The organism is Nocardiopsis sp. NPDC007018, assembly GCF_040635075.1.
Classification (GTDB): Bacteria; Actinomycetota; Actinomycetes; order Streptosporangiales; family Streptosporangiaceae; genus Nocardiopsis.
The window spans coordinates 67,236-82,034 of the sequence record NZ_JBEYHA010000008.1; the positions used below are offsets into that span (position 1 = coordinate 67,236).

A 14,799-nucleotide genomic window follows, 5' to 3' on the forward strand; every position below is an offset into this window, starting at 1 on the left:
AAGTCCCCTCGTGTCCCGGTCGTCGCCCATGCGACTCGTATCCTAGGAACGCGGTGCGTCAGCGTGGTGACCGGGGGCGTATGGACCGGGCCGCCGGACGAGCCCGGGGTCAGCGCAGGACGAACTCCCCGTGCGGACCACGCAGATCGGCCTCCAACAGCGGGCGCGGACCACGCCGGAGGTCGAGGTCGACCCCCAGGGCGGCCAGGGCCGGAGCCAACGACGCGGGGTCGGGGTGCTCGGCGCGAAGGCCCAGGAGTTCGAGCGCGGGAAGGTCACCCAGACCGGGCTGCGGTGTGCTCCCCCAGTCGATCAGGAAGGGCACCGGCTCCGGATACGCGTCCGGCTCGCGCTTGGCCAAACGCCACCGCAGGACCCTTCCGTCCGGTGTGGTCCGGGACCACGGTTCCACGTCGCCGGGGTCGTGCCCCTCGGCGCGGGCCCGCTCGACGACCGTCGCGAGGTCCTCGTCCACACGCACCGCGAAGGTCGCCAGGTGGGGGCGGGCCAGGTCGGCGAGCCCGAACACCCGCACCGGGCCGGGGTCGTCCCGTTCGGGGTCGGGTCCGACGACCTCCAGGTAGTGGGGCGCTCGACGGCCCGCGACCGTCAGCGCCAGCAGGGCGTTGGCCGACCCCACCGGATGCGCCCCGCCGGGCGCGGGCCGTACCCCGGTCCGCCGGGCGACGTCGGCCACCCCCTCGGCGAGGTCCGGAACGGCGTACACGAGGTGGTCCAACGTGCTCGGAAAACTCATCCAACCCTCCTTGTCGACCGGCCCCGCACGCACCACGCGCGGTGCCCGGACCGGTCGAGCGCAGTATGGCATCCACCCTCCCGAGCACGCTGACCAGGGCCGGAGCACGCCATCCGACCGGGCCCGCGCTCACGGCACGCCGTTGACCTCAACCGAAGTCGAGTTCCTAGGGTGGCGGCAGAAGGAGGACACGATGACCACCAGCCGGACCTATCTGTACGAACACCCGGGTCTGTACGAACACCCGGGCGCCGACTTTGGTGAGGCCGCTTCCTAGGGGCACCGTTCGTACACGTGGCCGGGCTGGTCCGGGGGCACCAGCCCCAGGTCCCGGAGCAGGGATCGGGGCGGGGTCGCCGGGTCGTCGCACACCGCGCCGAAGGAGGTCCCCGCCGCGTCCAGGTCCTCCGGGTACTCGATGTCGAGCACCCCGTCCGGGCCGTAGACGTCGGTGTAGGCGGAGCACTCCGACCAGGCCGCGCACGACTCGGTGACGGCGAAGTCGAACCCGGCCTTGTCCCTGCCGCGCTCGGCCTCCTCGGCCGCGTTCTTCTGCGCGGCCGCGAGCCCGCTCCCGTGGGCCAGGGCGACGATCTCCACCGCCAATGCCAGGTTGTCGTCCACGGTCAGGGCCCCGCCGGAACGCAGGTGGGAGTCGAGGTTGTCGAACTCGACGGCGTCGAACCCCGCCCGCGCGCAGCCGTCGACGGTCTCACCCAGGCGGCGGGCGATCCGCTTCCGTTTCTCCCCGGTGGAGGTGTCCAGGAGCATCTCGTCCGGCCAGCCGGGGTCGGCGACCGGTGCTCCGTCCTCGTCCAGCAGTACGAGGTCGTCCTCCAACCAGGCGGTTTCCTCCCCTGGCTGGGTCTGGAACCCGTTGACGTAGCAGACGGAGTAGGTGCCGGAAGCGGGTTCCGCCGAGGAGTCACGAACCACGATGGTCGCCTCTTCGGGAGGCGGGTAGGCGCCACCCAACTGGTAGTCGAACCCGCCCTCGGGCAGGGCTGCGTCGACCTCCCCGGCCTGAGCACCGCACCCCGTGAGCACCACGGCCAACCCGACCACGCACCAACCCCGACCACCCACGGCGTCCCCCGTCCCGTTGTTCCCGTCAGTCAAGCAGGCTACGGAGACAGTGGAGGCCGGGTGGCCCCGTGGGCATGGAGACGAACGTGTCGGCCGCCTTTACATCGTAGATTCTCGCCCCGCGAGAGGGGAGCAGTTCTCGCCGCAGGTGGTCAGTTCGTGGGCCCTGGACACATCCCCGCATGCGCGGGGAGCAGTTGTCGCCGGTGGCGTTGGTGGCGGCGCGGCGGGGTCCATCCCCGCGTGCGCAGGGAGCAGAGGCCTCTTTCTGGGTCTCAGTTTGGATCTCAGGGTCCATCCCCGCGTGCGCGGGGAGCAGACTCTTCGACCTGGCAACTTACCAGTGGCAAGCGGCTGTTTTTCCAACTTCTCGAAAATCGGACACTCGGAACATACAGTCGATAATCACCATGGGATTCAGCGCTTTCCGAACCTGCGTCGTTTGGATGCCTTGCTCCAGCCGGTCTTCGGGCTGGCCGGGTTCCGTCTGGCCCGGGACTCCTTGGGTCGGTGCATCAGGACCAAGCCCTCGTGGTCCTTGGGTTCCCAGGCATGGTCGAAAGTCTCGAACGAGAATCCCTGTTCCGAATCGTTCCCATAGGCAAGCAGGGCCCTGCCGTTGTTCGCGTACTCCTGAACCTCGGCCCATAGTGCCTCTCTGACCCTTCGGGACGGGTTACCGATGAACACCCCCGACGAGATCTCCATCAGCAGCGGCTCAGGAACCCCCTCAGTCCCTTGGGGCACTTGGCCAGAACGATGACGGTCACCACACCACCTCGTCCGGATGGTGCCGTCCAGCCTCCAACAGTTGGCCCCTGTCACCGACGAGTCCGACCTGGTCCTCCCCCGCCTCTTCCCCCTTCACCAACCGCATCACCGAGAAGCAAGCGGCGAACGTCGCGGACACAACGTTCGAGCAGACCATCCCCGTTGATCCGGTCCCGGAGCAGCCGTCGCGTCAGTCCGTCCACGTCCTCGTCACCCTGCGCGGCCGCGTCGAAGGCCACCGGGATGCCGATCTCCACCTTGTACAGGTCGGCCATGTCCATGACGAAGCCCCGATCGTGCCCGGAGTGCACGAAACCCAATCCGGGGCTGCAACCCAGAGCGACCGTCACCGTGTGCGCCACTCCGTAGAGACACTGCGCCGCGGAGGTGATCGCCTTGTTCGGCGCGTCGGACATGTCATGTTGGCCGGGCTTGTACCTGCGCCCCTTCCACGTCACCCCGGTGCGTTCCGACTCGGCCCGATAGCACTTCTTCACCCGGTCGCTCTCCTTGCCGAGCAACTGCTGGCGGCTGAAGGCGTCCACGTCGAGGTCCGGGAAGCGCATCCTGTACATCGCCCGTGCCACGTCCAGCCGACGCTGACGGTTAGCCCAGGCCGCGGCCTGGGCCTCCACCATCCGGGACGAGGTCGTCAGCCCTCGACCCGCCGCGTAGAAGCGCACACCGTGTTCGCCGACCCACACGACGCTGGCTCCGCACTCCCCCAGTACCTTCATGGCGGCCTGGGTCACCGTCGTGCCCGGGCCCAAAAGGAGCGTTCCGATGGTGGCCCCGGGGATGTACCTGGTCCCGTCACCGTCCTCGGCCGTGATGGCGTTGTCCTCCCGGTGCACCACGCAGCGCTCCAGATAGACGAACGACACCCGGTCCCGCATCCTGGTCAGCTCACGGGGTGAGAGCGTGCGTCTCCTCCCGGCCGTCGTCATCGTTCGCCCGCCGGGGCCAGGGTCATGAGACCGCAACCGTAGGCCTTCGCCCGGCCGATGCCCGCGGTCAGGGCCGAGCGCAACGCGTCGGGGTCGGTGACGGTCAGTCTCCCGTCGAAGGTCGCGGTCACCACCGGCACCCGCATGCGCTTGCCCTCGCGGCCGGGGCGGGGGTCGCGCTTGTCGAACCCGGCGCTGTTGCGGTCGTGCACGAGGAGCTCGTAGCCGTCCACCTCCGGCATGGCGGGGTCGTGGTCCGGGCGGCGCAGCACCTCGAAACCGCAACGCTCCTGCTTCTTGAGCAGCCATCCGGCCTGGTGCCGGGGAGTGACGTGCGCGGTCGGCTTGGTCTCCTCCCCGTCCTTGCGCCTGATGCTGTGCACGGGGTTGGCCGTCAACCGGAACGCCCAGGTCTGTCCGGCCTCCAGACGGGACAGGAACCCCGAGTAGTCGTAGGTCTGCCATCCCGCGTCGCCGTCGTTCCAGCCCGCCTGCTCGACCAGGTGCGAGAGTGTGGGCCTGCTCGGGCTGACCACGTACAGGAACACCTCGGCGCTGGCGTTGCGGTCGACCCGCCACAGCACCCGTGGTGGTGTCGTGTCACCCTTCCGTACCGTGGCGGGGTCGGTGATCCCCGCCAGGGGATCGTGCGGAGACGGGGAGCCGGGCAGCAGGTCGGGGAAGGCACCCATGACGGCGGCGTGCAGAGACTGCGGCGAGGACAGCAACCTGCGCGCACCGGACCGGTGGGTGTGGAAACGGAACCGGGTGAGGTGCATCAGCTTTCCTCCAACGCCAAGAGGGGTTCGTGGTTCGGTGGCGTGGCAACGCGCCCGCGCGGGGAGCTGGGATCAGGCACCGGGGGCGGGAAGGGGCTGCGGCCATCCCCGCGTGCGCGGGGAGCAGTGATCCCGCACCTGGTGCCCGGCAGCTACCGGGGGTCCATCCCCGCGTGCGCGGGGAGCAGCCATCAGTGACCTGCGCGAACGCCTCGGCGGTGGGTCCATCCCCGCGTGCGCGGGGAGCAGACTTCCCGAACAGGGAACTTACCAGTGGCAATGGGCTGTTTTTCCAACTTCTCGAAAGTTGGACACAACAGATGCAGACCTGGTTCGGCGATGCCCGAGGCTCAGTTGGCGGCGGCCAGGAGGACGTCCACGAGGCGTTCGGCGGCGTCGGGCATACCGTGCGACCTGGCCCGGGAGGCGATGGCGTCACGGGTGGCCGGGTCGGCGAGCAGCGGCTCGACGGCGGCCCGGAGGGTCGTCGGGTTGACCTCGCCGAGGAGGGCGACGGCCGCGCCGGACTCCTGGAGGTGGCGGGCGTTGTGCGCCTGCTCGTTACCCGCGGAGGAGGCGAGCGGGACGAACACCGCGGCCTTGCCCAGGGCGGTGAGTTCGGCGATGGTTCCGGCGCCGCTTCGGGAGATCACCACGTCGGCGAGCGCGAGCACGTCGGGTAGTTCGGGGCCGACGAAGGCGGTCAGGTGATAGCGCCGGGCCAGGGCCGGGTCAAGCTTCTGGGCGCTCTCCAGGAGGGCGTCGACGTTGTTCGCGCCGCACTGGTGGACCACGTTGGCCTGGGTGAGCAGCCACGGGAGGATGTCGCGCACGTTCGTGTTGATCTGGGCCGAGCCCTGGGCTCCGCCGGTCACGTAGACGGTGGGCAGCTGCGGGTCGTGGCCCTCGAACCCCAGCCCCTGGGCGGCCAGTTCGGGCTTGCCGGTGAGGACCTCGGGGCGGACCGGGTTGCCGGTCACCACGGCGGTGGGCTGCGACGCCTCGGGCAGGAGCGCCACGGAGGACTGCGCGGACACGGCGATCTGGGCGCCCGCGCGCGCCAGGACCTTGTTGGCCAGGCCGAGGCGGACGGTCTGCTCGTGCACCACGAGGGGGCGGCGGCACATGCGAGCGGCGAGCCCGACGGGCACCGCGACGTAGCCGCCGGTGGCCAGGACCACGTCGGGGGCGAAGTCCGAGACCAGGGACCGGGCCTGCGCGACCCCTCGGGGGACGTTGGTCATGTCCTTGACGTTGGCCGGGGAGACCATCTTGATCGGGTTCTTGGACCGGCGGATCTTGCCGGTCGCCACCGACTGGAACGCGATGCCGTTGCTGGTGGCCACGCGCTGTTCCAGGCTGTCGGCGGCCCCGACCCACAGCACCTCCAGGGAGTGGCCGGTCGCCGCCAGGCGGGCGCGCAGGGCGTTGACCGCGGTCAGTGCCGGGTAGGTGTGGCCGCCCGTTCCCCCTCCGGTGACGATGAGGCGCAGGTCCCGGGGCGATCGGTCTTGGGTGCTGTTCACACGTGTCCCATCTGGCTGCCCGCTGGCGCGGGTGGGAGAAATGGTCAGAAGGAGGGGCCGCGCACTGACGCGGCCCACCAGCACGGTAGTCGTGTTCGGGAGCCCTTTGTGCCAGAGGGCGGGGCGAATCATGACAAATCAGACCGAAGCCCTGGTCACACACGGGTGGTGGCCGAGTTCTCGCGGCCGTCTCAGGGGAGCGTGACCCGCTGGTCGAAGTCGACGCGGTGGTCGTTGATCCAGGAGTGGCCGCCGAACCTCGCGATCAGCGCGAACACCACCCGGAGGGTGAGGTCCCGCGCGAACAGTGCCGCCGGGTGCGAGGAGCCCGCCTTGCGGTTGCCGCGTCTGCGCCCCTCCTTGGCGACGCGCTCCACCCGGTCCCGGCGCAGGCGCTCGTAGGCGGCGAAGGCCTCCTCGTGCGAGGGCAGGTCGCGCAGGCACGCGGCGAGGACGAGGGCGTCCTCCGCCGCCAGGGAGGCACCCTGGCCGCTGGAGCTGGACACGGCGTGCGCGGCGTCCCCGGCGAGCGCGACGCGCCCGCGGCTCCAGCGCGGCAGGGACGCGAGGTCGTACACGCCCAGGGGCCGGAAGCGCGCCGGGGCGGCGGCCTCCAGGATGGCGGTCACGTCCGGGTGGTCGTCGGCGAACAACTCCAGGACGCGCTTCTTCCAGGTGTCGTCGTGGAGCGCGGCGAGCCGTTCACGGGTGTGCTGTTCGTGACCGAAGTTGGCGAACCAGTACACGTCACCGGAGGGTGCGGTCTGGTAGCCGAAGAAGGCCCTGGCTCCGAAGAGCATCCGGGCGGTCGCCTCGGGGGTGGGTGCCACAGCCACCGCGCCGACCCTGCCTCCGACGTTGAGCAGCCCGGTGTACTCGGGGCCGGGCGCCTCGGGGTCCATCTGACGGCGTACCGGGGAGTGGATGCCGTCCGCCCCGATCAGCACGTCGGCCTCGGCGGTGGTGCCGTCGGAGAACTCGGCGACCACCCCGGTGGCGTTCTCGGTGTACCCGACGAACCGTTTGCCGTACTCGACGGGCACGCCCTGTTCCCGGGCCGCGTCGGTCAGGGCCCGCTGGAGCGCGTCCCGTTCGACGGTGACCGTGCGCAGCTCCTCGGGACCGCTCGCGGAGCCGTCGGGCAGCAGGCCCAGGCGGCGGCCAGCGCCGTTGACGAACTCGATGCCGGTGGTGGCGCATCCGGCCGCCGCGCGCACGGCGCCGAGCATGCCGAGGGCGCGTAGCGCGGCGAGGCCGTTGGGGGCGAGTGTCAGGAAGGCGCCGACCCCCGCGCCTGGGCCCGGGTGCGCCTCGTGGACCCGGGCGTCGATTCCGGCGCGGCGCAGCGCCACCGCCGTGACCGGACCGCAGATCCCTCCTCCGATGACCAGTGCCCTCGTCATGTCCGCTCCCCCTCAATGTCGTTAGTTATAAAATGACTATACATACAATGACGTGGTGACGGAAGACCACGAAGGAGATCGGGTGGCACCTCGGACCCCACGGCGCTCGCCCCTGGCGGTACAGATCCTGCTCCTGCTGGCGGAGCGGCCCATGCACGCCTACCGGATGCAACGGATGATCAGGGACCGGCGCAAGGACCGCATCGTCAACATCGCGCAGCGCAACAGCGTGTACCAGACACTGGACCGGCTGCTCCGGGCGGAACTGGTCGAGGTGGCCGACCGCGAGCGCGCGGCGGGCCGCCCCGAACGCACCGTCTACCGGCTCACCGGGCCGGGACGCGGCACCCTGGACACGTGGCTCCGGGAGATGCTCACCGCCCCCGCACGGGAGTTCCCCGAGTTTCCCGTGGCGCTGGCCTCGCTCGCCCATCTGGCGCCCGAGACGGCGGCCGGATACCTGGAACTGCGGTGCGAGGCGCTCCGGGAACGGATCGGTGAGGCCGACGCCGACGCCGGGAACGCCCGCGCCATGGGCCTCCCCCGGCTGTTCACCCTGGAGGACGAGTACCAGCGGGCCCTCGCCGAGACCGAACTGCGGTGGGTGGAGGGACTCGTGGACGACCTGCGCTCCGGGCGCCTGACCTGGGATGCCGCCTGGCTGGAGGAGGTGGCCACGCGCCTGGAACCCGAGGACTCCGGGCCGGAGGCCCCGGAGGCGGGTTAGGGTCGGCGCAGGGTCCGCGGGAGGTCGAACAGGCGGAAGAGCCCCGTGTCGAAGAAGACCGCGCAGTGGTTGACGCCCTCCGCGCCGAGGTCGAGGACGTGGAGGCCGAACGGCCGGTACGTTCCCTCCTCCGTGTACCGGTACATGCCGAAGGCGGGTTGTCCGTTGGCGGAGGTCGGCACTAGGGCGAGGTCCCCCGCGGCGCGGGCCGGGCAGTGGGTCTCGACGAGCCGCCCGATGGCGCGCGGGCCGCGCACCCAGGTGGTGAACGGGGGCATCTCGAAGACCGCCTCGGCGGTGAACAGTTCGGTGAGCGCGCCGATGTCGTAGGTCTCGAAGGCGGCGACGTAGCGGTCGAGGATCTCGCGCTGGTCGGAGCGTACCTCGGGGACGGTGTCCTCCTCGGGGGCGACGCGGCCCAGCTGCGCGCGGGCGCGTTGCAGGAGGCTGTTCACGGCCGGAACCGAGGTGTCGAGGGCCTGGGCGACCTCGGCCGCGCTGAACCGGAGCACGTCGCGCAGGATGAGCACGGCGCGCTGCCGGGGCTGGAGGTACTGGAGCGCGGCGACCAGGGCGAGCCGCACGCTCTCCCGGGCGGTCACCACCGTTCCGGGGTCCGCGGCGTGGTCGGTCCCGCCGAGGAGGTCCGGCATCGGTTCGAGCCACGGAAGGTCCGTGCGCTCGGCGAGCGGGCCCTCGGGGCGCCCGGTCGGGCCGCCCAGCCCGGTGGGCAGGGGCCGCCGGCCCCGTCTGTCCAGGGCCGTGAGACAGGCCGTGGTGGCGATCCGGTGCAGCCAGGTGCGCAGGCTGGCACGCCCCTCGAAGCGGTCGTAGCCCTTCCAGGCGCGCAGGTAGGTCTCCTGGACGAGGTCCTCGGCGTCGTGCGCCGAGCCCAGCATGCGATAGCAGTGCGCGTAGATCTCCCTGCGGTAGGGGGCCACGAGCCGCTCGAAGTCCTGGTCGGTCGTACCGATCGCGTGTTGCACCACGGTCGCCACGCTACGCCTCCCCTACGACAGAACGCGGTCCCCGGCTGCCCCCGCCAGTGCCGCCGGGGGCGGCGGGTTCCTCCCCGCCGCCCCCGTGTGCGGGGTCACCCGCCCAGGTCGCCGCGTTCCATGGCGGCCAGGTGCTCCTCGCTCATCTGGATGATCTGGACGTAGTTGCCGTCCGGGTCCTTCGCGGTCGCGAACAGGCTCCCGTCGCGGGCCTCCAGCGGCGCCACCCACTCGGTGCCCCGCTCGTCCATGAGAGCCGCGACGGCGCGGGCGTCCCCGACGTCGAAGTTGAGGATCATCCGGGTGGGGTCGGCGGCTTCGGAACCGACGTCGTCGCGCTGGTCGATCAGCAGGTGGAAGGTGCCAAAGCGCAGCACCCGGTAGCCGTCCATCCGATCGTTGGCCGAGGGGTCGAGCACGGCGGCGTACCAGTCGCGCAACCGGTCCGGGTCGGTGCTCGCGAGGAGCATGCTGTCCAGGTTGGGGCGCTTCATCGGGTTCTCCCTGTGGTGTCGTCCGAGTCTGCCTGCGGCCGTACCGGCTCGGAGGGGGACACGGACTCGTCGGTCCGGGCGAATCCGGTCGCGCCCGTCTCCGCGGGCGGGGCCGCGCCGACCGGCGTGAGATCCGCCGCGACGGGCTCCCCCGTCTCCCGGGCTGCGGGTTCCGGTTCCCCCTGTGCCTCGGTGGGCTGGGCGGTGTCGGCGCCGCGCAGCAGCCACAGGGCCAGGGAACCGAACACCACCATCACGATCACACCGCCCACCGCGATGACGTTGATTCCCATGGTGAACGCCTCCTGTGCGGAGGTCAACAGCTCCGCCGCCACCGCCGGGGGCAGGTCGTCGGCCACGCTGGCGGCGCCGGGCAGGGTCTGGCCGGCGGTCTCGGCCGCGGCGCCGACCGACACCTCCCCGGGGACCTCCACCCGGGTCCGGTACACGACCGCCGCGAGGCTTCCCAGGAGGGCGACCCCCGCCGCGATGCCGAACTCGCCGCTGGTCTCGGACATGGCCGCCGCCGACCCGGCCTTCTCGGGGGGAGCGGAGCCCACCACGATGTCGGTGATCAGGGCGGCCCCCGGGCCCAGGCCGACGGAGGCGAGGAGCAGGCCGAGGACCACCGGGACCGTGCCGCTGTCGGCGGAGACGAACACCAGGACGAGGAAGCCCACTCCGGTGACGAACATGCCTCCGCCGATCACCGTGGCCCGGCCGACCCTCCGGGCGAGGGACGCGCAGCACAGGGTGGCGGCGATCATCACCAGGACCGGCGGCAGCATCCACGCTCCGGCCGCCAGCGGTGAGTTGCCCGCGACCAGCTGGAGGTACTGGACGAGGAGGAAGTTCATGCCTCCCATGGTCACGGCGCCGACCAGCATGACGCCGAGCGCGGCACTGAAGGGGCGCGACCGGAACAGGGTCAGGTCCAGGAGCGGATGGCGCAGGCGCAGCTGCCTGCGCACGAACCACGTACCCATCGCGGCGCCGATCGCGATGGCGGCCAGGGAGGCGGTGCCGGAACCGCCCTCGGCGGCGGTCTTCAGCCCGTAGACGACCGGCAGGATGGCGGCCAGGGACAGGGCGACGCTGAACAGGTCGAGTCGGCCCGCGTCCGGGTCCCGGTACTCGGGAAGGAGCAGCGGAGCGCAGACCAGGAGCAGGAGCATCACCGGCACACCGAGCAGGAACACCGCTCCCCACCAGAACCACTGGAGGAAGAGCCCGCCCACCAGGGGGCCGATCGCGGTTCCGCCCATGAAGCAGCTGGTCCACAGGGAGATCGCCACCGCCCTCTGGGTGGGGTCGCGGAACATGTTGCTGATCAGGGCCAGGGTGGAGGGCATGAGGGTGGCCCCCGCAAGTCCCATGAGGGTCCGGGTGGCGATGAGCATCTCGGCGCTGGTGGAGTAGGCCGCGGCGACCGAGGCCAGCCCGAAGGCCGCGGCGCCGATCATGAGGAGCCGCCTTCTGCCGATCCGGTCGCCGAGGGTGCCCATGGTGATGAGGAACCCGGCGAGCATGAACCCGTAGACGTCCATGATCCACAGGGTCTGCGCCCCCGTGGGCCGCAGCTCCGCGGCCATGTGCGGGAGCGCCAGGTAGAGCACGCTCATGTCCAGCGACAGCAGCAGGGTGGGCAGGGCCAGCACCCCCAGCCCGAGCCACTCGCGTCTGGTGGCGCGGGGGCGCGTGTTCGGGGGCGGGGAGGGTGTCGTGTTCATCGGGTCCGTTCCTCGGATGGGTGGTCGAACGAGCCAATTCGTTCACCTGTACGGACCACCAAGGCGCGGGGAACTCATCGGCGGGGGGAGAATTCTTCCGGTCTCCGGCGGGGACACGTCGGCCCGGGTCCACGTGGGGGGCGCCTCGTCGCGCGGTCGCCGCCGGACTCGACCGCCGCGGATGCGGGCCTGTGGACAGCCGTCACGGCCGGGCCCGACGTGCCAGAATGTGGCGCAGTGACCCCTTCCCACCAGCCACGAGGGACCCGCCATGACCTACGTCGCCGCACCCACGCGCTACGACACCATGCCCTACCGGCGCTGCGGCCGCAGCGGTCTGCGCCTGCCCGCCCTCTCCCTGGGGCTGTGGCACAACTTCGGCGGGGGCCGTGGGCTCCAGACCCAGCGCGAGATCCTGTTGCGCGCCTTCGACCTCGGTGTCGTCCACTTCGACCTGGCCAACAACTACGGTCCCCCGCCCGGCGCGGCCGAGGAGAACTTCGGGCGGGTGGTCGCCTCCGACCTTCGGCGGTACCGGCACGAGTTCGTCGTCTCCACCAAGGCCGGGCACCTGATGTGGCCGGGCCCGTACGGCGAGTGGGGTTCGCGCAAGGGGCTGCTGGCCAGCCTCGACCAGAGCCTGGAGCGGATGGGCCTGGAGTACGTGGACGTGTTCTACTCGCACCGGCCCGATCCGGACACGCCCCTGGAGGAGACCATGGGCGCGCTGGACACGGCGGTGCGCCAGGGCAAGGCGCTGTACGCGGGGATCTCCAACTACTCCCCTGAGCAGACCCTGGAGGCCGCCCACCTGCTGCGGGAGATGGGCACCCCGCTGCTCGTCCACCAGCCCTCGTACTCGATGTTCGACCGGTGGGTGGAGGACGGTCTGCTGGACGTCCTGGACGAGGTCGGCGCGGGATCGGTCGCGTACTCGCCGCTGGCCCAGGGGCTCCTCACGGACCGGTACCTGAACGGTGTGCCGGAGGGGTCCCGGGCGGCTGGGGACAGCCCCTTCCTGAGCCGGGACGGGATCACCGACACGGTGGTGGAACGGGTCCGGGCGCTGAACGCGATCGCCGGGCGGCGCGGCCAGACCCTGGCCCAGATGGCACTGGCCTGGGTCCTGCGCGGCGAGCGGGTGACCTCCGCCGTGGTGGGCGCCAGCAGTGTGGCGCAACTGGAGGGGAACGTGGCCGCCGTCGGCGGGCTGGGGTTCTCCGACGACGAAATCGCCGAGATCGACCGCTACGCCGTGGCCGGGTAGGGACCGCTCCCGTGGCCGCACCCGGCGCGGGGGACATCCGGGCGATGCCACCCGAGGGTGTCCTCCCCCTCGGGTGGGCCCGGGCTCACTCCTGGACGAGGCCGATGACGTTGCCCGCAGGGTCGGTGAACCAGGCGACCAGCGGCCTGCCGCCCCTGACGATCCCCTTCTCGTCGTGGTCGAAGCCGTCGTACCTGAGCATGGTGACCCCCCGTTCCGCGAGCGCGTCGACGGCGGCGTCGATGTCGTCGACGGTCAGGTTGAACACGGTGAACACGGCGGGCCGGTGGTCGGGCTTGGGGTAGACGAGGACGGCCCGGTCGTTGCCGAGGTCGATCTCCCACAGGCCCTCCTCCTCCATACCGGGGACGTCCCTGACGGTGAGGCCGAGGGTGTCCTGGTAGAAGGCGCGGGCCCGTCCGCTGTCGGGGACGGCGAAGGAGCCGAAGGCGCGGGTGCTGTCGAACATGGTGTCCTCCCTCAGGGATGCGGTGTGTTCACCCGTACTGACCTCGGTCGTTCCCGAAACTCGTCGCCCGGACCGGCGGAACGGGGTCAAACAATCAGGACGGTTCCGTGCACGCCCCTTGGGTGACGGGCGGATCGGACCGGTGTTAGCTTCGCGTGGACGGCCGGGCACGCGGCGTGTCCCGGTCCCGGTGACCCCGTGGGGTGCCGGAACTCACGCGGGGGGAGACGGCACATGCGCGCAGTGGTGTTCGAGAACTACGGGGAGTTTCCCTCGCTCACGGAGGTTCCCACGCCTCGGCCCGGCCCGGGTGAGGTCCTCCTGCGGGTGGCGGGCTCGGGCGCGTGCCACTCCGACATCAGCGTGTACCGCCTGTTCGAGGAGGGCCAGCCGGGGGCGCAGAAGCCGCCGTTCGTGCTGGGTCACGAGAGCGCGGGCTGGGTGGAGTCGGTCGGTGTCGGGGTGAGCGACCGGGTGGAGCTGGGTGCGGCCTACCTCGTGTACGGGCCGATCGGCTGCCAGCACTGCCGCAGGTGCGCGTCGGGTCTGGAGACCTACTGCGAAAACGCGGCGACCATGCCCTACCTGGCGGTGGGTCTGGGCCGCGACGGCGGGATGGCCGAGTACATGACGGTGCCCGAGCGGCACCTCATCCCGTTGGGGGACGCCGATCCGGTCGCCGCCGCGCCGCTGGCCGACGCCGGGCTGACCCCCTATCACGCGATCCGGGCGGCCCTGCCGCACCTGGCCGGGGGCGGCCGGTCCGCTCTGGTGATCGGGCTGGGCGGCCTGGGCCAGATCGGTGTGCAGATCCTGCGCGCGTTGAGCGGCGCGACGGTGATCGCCACGGACGTCAAGGAGGAGGCGCGCCTGCGGGCGGAGATCAACGGGGCGATCACGGTCGAGGCCGGAGAGGGCCAGGTGGAGCGGATCAGGGAGCTGACCGGGGGCCGGGGCGTGGACGCGGTGTTCGACTTCGTGGGCGCGGGCCCGACCGTGGCGACGGCGACCGCCTGTGTGGCCCAGGGCGGCCGGGTGAGCGTGGTCGGTATCGCGGGCGGCACCCACGAGTTCTCGTTCTTCACCAACCCGTACGAGTCGTACGTGACCAACACCTACTGGGGTTCGGTCGGGGAGCTGTGGGACGTGGTGGACATGTACCGGGCGGGGCAGATCCGACCGGACGTCGAGCGGTTCTCCATGGACGAGGCCCTGGAGGCGTACCGGAGGCTGGAGGCGGGCGAGGTCAACGGCCGCGCGGTCGTGGTGCCCAACGAGGCGTGATCACCGGCGGCCCAGTGCCTCGGCCACGGTGGTCTGGGAGGGGTCGATCGTGGTTCGTCCGTCCTCGACGTCCCACAGCGTGTTCTGGAGCAGCCGGGCCAGGGTCCATCCGACCGCGCGCTCGCGGTCCAGCCCGAGCGCCTCGGTCAGGAGGTCGAAGCGGCGTCGCACCAACCGGGGTACGGCGTCGGCGCGGACGCCCTCCCAGCCGGTGTCGAGCGCGGGCCACAGGTCGAACCCCGGGTCGCCGACGAGGGGTTCGGGGTCGATGACCGCCACGGTTCCCGCTCGGCGGCGAGAACGTTGTCGTAGTGCAGGTCCCAGTGGTCGAGCAGGTCCGTCACCTGTGCGGGCAGGCCCGCGATCCAGGCCCGTCCGGCGTCGTCACCGTTCTTGGTGTGGGAGGAGACCAGTGCGTCGGGGACCTCGATGACCTGCGGATCAGTCATGGGTGGGCGTCCTTCGGGGAGTGGGCCGACCATGGCGGGCCAGGGTGAGGAGGGGTCCGTTCGCCGAGCCTGGCGGGGCCGGGCGGGCCGACCGATTCCCGCTGACCAGGCC

13 protein-coding genes and 2 pseudogenes are annotated in these 14,799 nt (G+C 71.4%); 3 read left to right on the forward strand and 12 right to left on the reverse strand.

Going from position 1 to position 14,799, the window contains the following annotated elements; translation table 11 throughout:
* Nucleotides 1-109: 109 nt before the first annotated feature.
* From ABZ635_RS06155 to ABZ635_RS06185, 7 genes and pseudogenes are all read right to left on the reverse strand, one after another.
* On the reverse strand, nt 110-757 hold the full coding sequence (locus ABZ635_RS06155; protein ID WP_357759694.1) for a VOC family protein: 648 nt from the start codon (nt 755-757) through the stop codon (nt 110-112).
* A gap of 273 nt (nt 758-1,030) precedes the next feature.
* On the reverse strand, nt 1,031-1,876 hold the full coding sequence (locus ABZ635_RS06160; protein WP_357759697.1) for an endo alpha-1,4 polygalactosaminidase: 846 nt from the start codon (nt 1,874-1,876) through the stop codon (nt 1,031-1,033).
* A 384-nt stretch (nt 1,877-2,260) separates the two neighbouring features.
* A pseudogene (gene cas2e, locus ABZ635_RS06165) lies at nt 2,261-2,613 on the reverse strand (type I-E CRISPR-associated endoribonuclease Cas2e).
* Nucleotides 2,614-2,664: 51 nt separating this feature from the next.
* Nucleotides 2,665-3,561, reverse strand: a complete 897-nt coding sequence (gene cas1e / locus ABZ635_RS06170) for a type I-E CRISPR-associated endonuclease Cas1e (protein ID WP_357759700.1) — start codon at nt 3,559-3,561, stop codon at nt 2,665-2,667.
* Complete coding sequence (gene cas6e / locus ABZ635_RS06175; protein WP_357759703.1) at nt 3,558-4,340, reverse strand: type I-E CRISPR-associated protein Cas6/Cse3/CasE; 783 nt, start codon at nt 4,338-4,340, stop codon at nt 3,558-3,560. Before cas6e ends, cas1e begins: the two co-directional genes overlap by 4 nt.
* Nucleotides 4,341-4,690: 350 nt before the next feature.
* Entirely contained in the window at nt 4,691-5,866 is a 1,176-nt protein-coding gene (locus ABZ635_RS06180) for a UDP-N-acetylglucosamine--N-acetylmuramyl-(pentapeptide) pyrophosphoryl-undecaprenol N-acetylglucosamine transferase (RefSeq protein ID WP_357759706.1), read from the reverse strand.
* A 191-nt stretch (nt 5,867-6,057) separates the two neighbouring features.
* Entirely contained in the window at nt 6,058-7,269 is a 1,212-nt protein-coding gene (locus ABZ635_RS06185; RefSeq protein ID WP_357759708.1) for an FAD-dependent monooxygenase, read from the reverse strand.
* A gap of 82 nt (nt 7,270-7,351) precedes the next feature.
* On the opposite strand from ABZ635_RS06185, the gene ABZ635_RS06190 reads away from it, so the two are divergent.
* The gene (locus tag ABZ635_RS06190) at nt 7,352-7,996 is read left to right on the forward strand and encodes a PadR family transcriptional regulator (RefSeq protein WP_357759711.1); all 645 of its coding nucleotides are present in this window, start codon (nt 7,352-7,354) and stop codon (nt 7,994-7,996) included.
* Here the strand turns inward: ABZ635_RS06190 and ABZ635_RS06195 are convergent.
* The 3 genes from ABZ635_RS06195 to ABZ635_RS06205 form a co-directional block, all read right to left on the reverse strand.
* A complete protein-coding gene (locus ABZ635_RS06195) occupies nt 7,993-8,994 on the reverse strand; it encodes a sigma-70 family RNA polymerase sigma factor (RefSeq protein WP_357759713.1) in 1,002 nt (333 codons plus the stop codon). The genes ABZ635_RS06190 and ABZ635_RS06195 overlap by 4 nt on opposite strands.
* 95 nt (nt 8,995-9,089) lie before the next feature.
* Complete coding sequence (locus ABZ635_RS06200; protein WP_357759715.1) at nt 9,090-9,488, reverse strand: VOC family protein; 399 nt, start codon at nt 9,486-9,488, stop codon at nt 9,090-9,092.
* Nucleotides 9,485-11,218, reverse strand: coding sequence for an MFS transporter (locus tag ABZ635_RS06205; RefSeq protein WP_357759718.1), 1,734 nt, complete (start codon nt 11,216-11,218; stop codon nt 9,485-9,487). The genes ABZ635_RS06200 and ABZ635_RS06205 overlap by 4 nt, the downstream gene beginning before the upstream one ends.
* Nucleotides 11,219-11,489: 271 nt before the next feature.
* Here ABZ635_RS06205 and mgrA point away from each other — a divergent pair, with 271 nt between their 5' ends.
* The gene (gene mgrA / locus ABZ635_RS06210) at nt 11,490-12,485 is read left to right on the forward strand and encodes an L-glyceraldehyde 3-phosphate reductase (protein ID WP_357759720.1); all 996 of its coding nucleotides are present in this window, start codon (nt 11,490-11,492) and stop codon (nt 12,483-12,485) included.
* Between the two features lie 85 nt (nt 12,486-12,570).
* Here mgrA and ABZ635_RS06215 read toward each other — a convergent pair whose 3' ends face one another.
* Nucleotides 12,571-12,954, reverse strand: coding sequence for a VOC family protein (locus tag ABZ635_RS06215; RefSeq protein ID WP_357759723.1), 384 nt, complete (start codon nt 12,952-12,954; stop codon nt 12,571-12,573).
* 234 nt (nt 12,955-13,188) lie between these two features.
* Here ABZ635_RS06215 and ABZ635_RS06220 point away from each other — a divergent pair, with 234 nt between their 5' ends.
* A complete protein-coding gene (locus ABZ635_RS06220; RefSeq protein WP_357759726.1) occupies nt 13,189-14,238 on the forward strand; it encodes an NAD(P)-dependent alcohol dehydrogenase in 1,050 nt (349 codons plus the stop codon).
* Here the strand turns inward: ABZ635_RS06220 and ABZ635_RS06225 are convergent.
* Nucleotides 14,239-14,576 (reverse strand): annotated as a pseudogene (locus ABZ635_RS06225) (aminoglycoside phosphotransferase family protein); the annotation flags it as partial. It lies immediately after the preceding gene.
* Nucleotides 14,577-14,799 lie beyond the last annotated feature (223 nt).

Bases quoted from the DNA above. Each gene is read 5' to 3' on its own strand.
- ABZ635_RS06185 (WP_357759708.1), bottom strand. From the start codon at position 7,269: ATGACGAGGGCACTGGTCATCGGAGGAGGGATCTGCGGTCCGGTCACG.
- cas1e (WP_357759700.1), bottom strand. From the start codon at position 3,561: ATGACGACGGCCGGGAGGAGACGCACGCTCTCACCCCGTGAGCTGACC.
- mgrA (WP_357759720.1), top strand. From the start codon at position 11,490: ATGACCTACGTCGCCGCACCCACGCGCTACGACACCATGCCCTACCGG.
- ABZ635_RS06220 (WP_357759726.1), top strand. From the start codon at position 13,189: ATGCGCGCAGTGGTGTTCGAGAACTACGGGGAGTTTCCCTCGCTCACG.
- ABZ635_RS06205 (WP_357759718.1), bottom strand. From the start codon at position 11,218: ATGAACACGACACCCTCCCCGCCCCCGAACACGCGCCCCCGCGCCACC.
- ABZ635_RS06215 (WP_357759723.1), bottom strand. From the start codon at position 12,954: ATGTTCGACAGCACCCGCGCCTTCGGCTCCTTCGCCGTCCCCGACAGC.
- ABZ635_RS06200 (WP_357759715.1), bottom strand. From the start codon at position 9,488: ATGAAGCGCCCCAACCTGGACAGCATGCTCCTCGCGAGCACCGACCCG.
- ABZ635_RS06155 (WP_357759694.1), bottom strand. From the start codon at position 757: ATGAGTTTTCCGAGCACGTTGGACCACCTCGTGTACGCCGTTCCGGAC.
- cas6e (WP_357759703.1), bottom strand. From the start codon at position 4,340: ATGCACCTCACCCGGTTCCGTTTCCACACCCACCGGTCCGGTGCGCGC.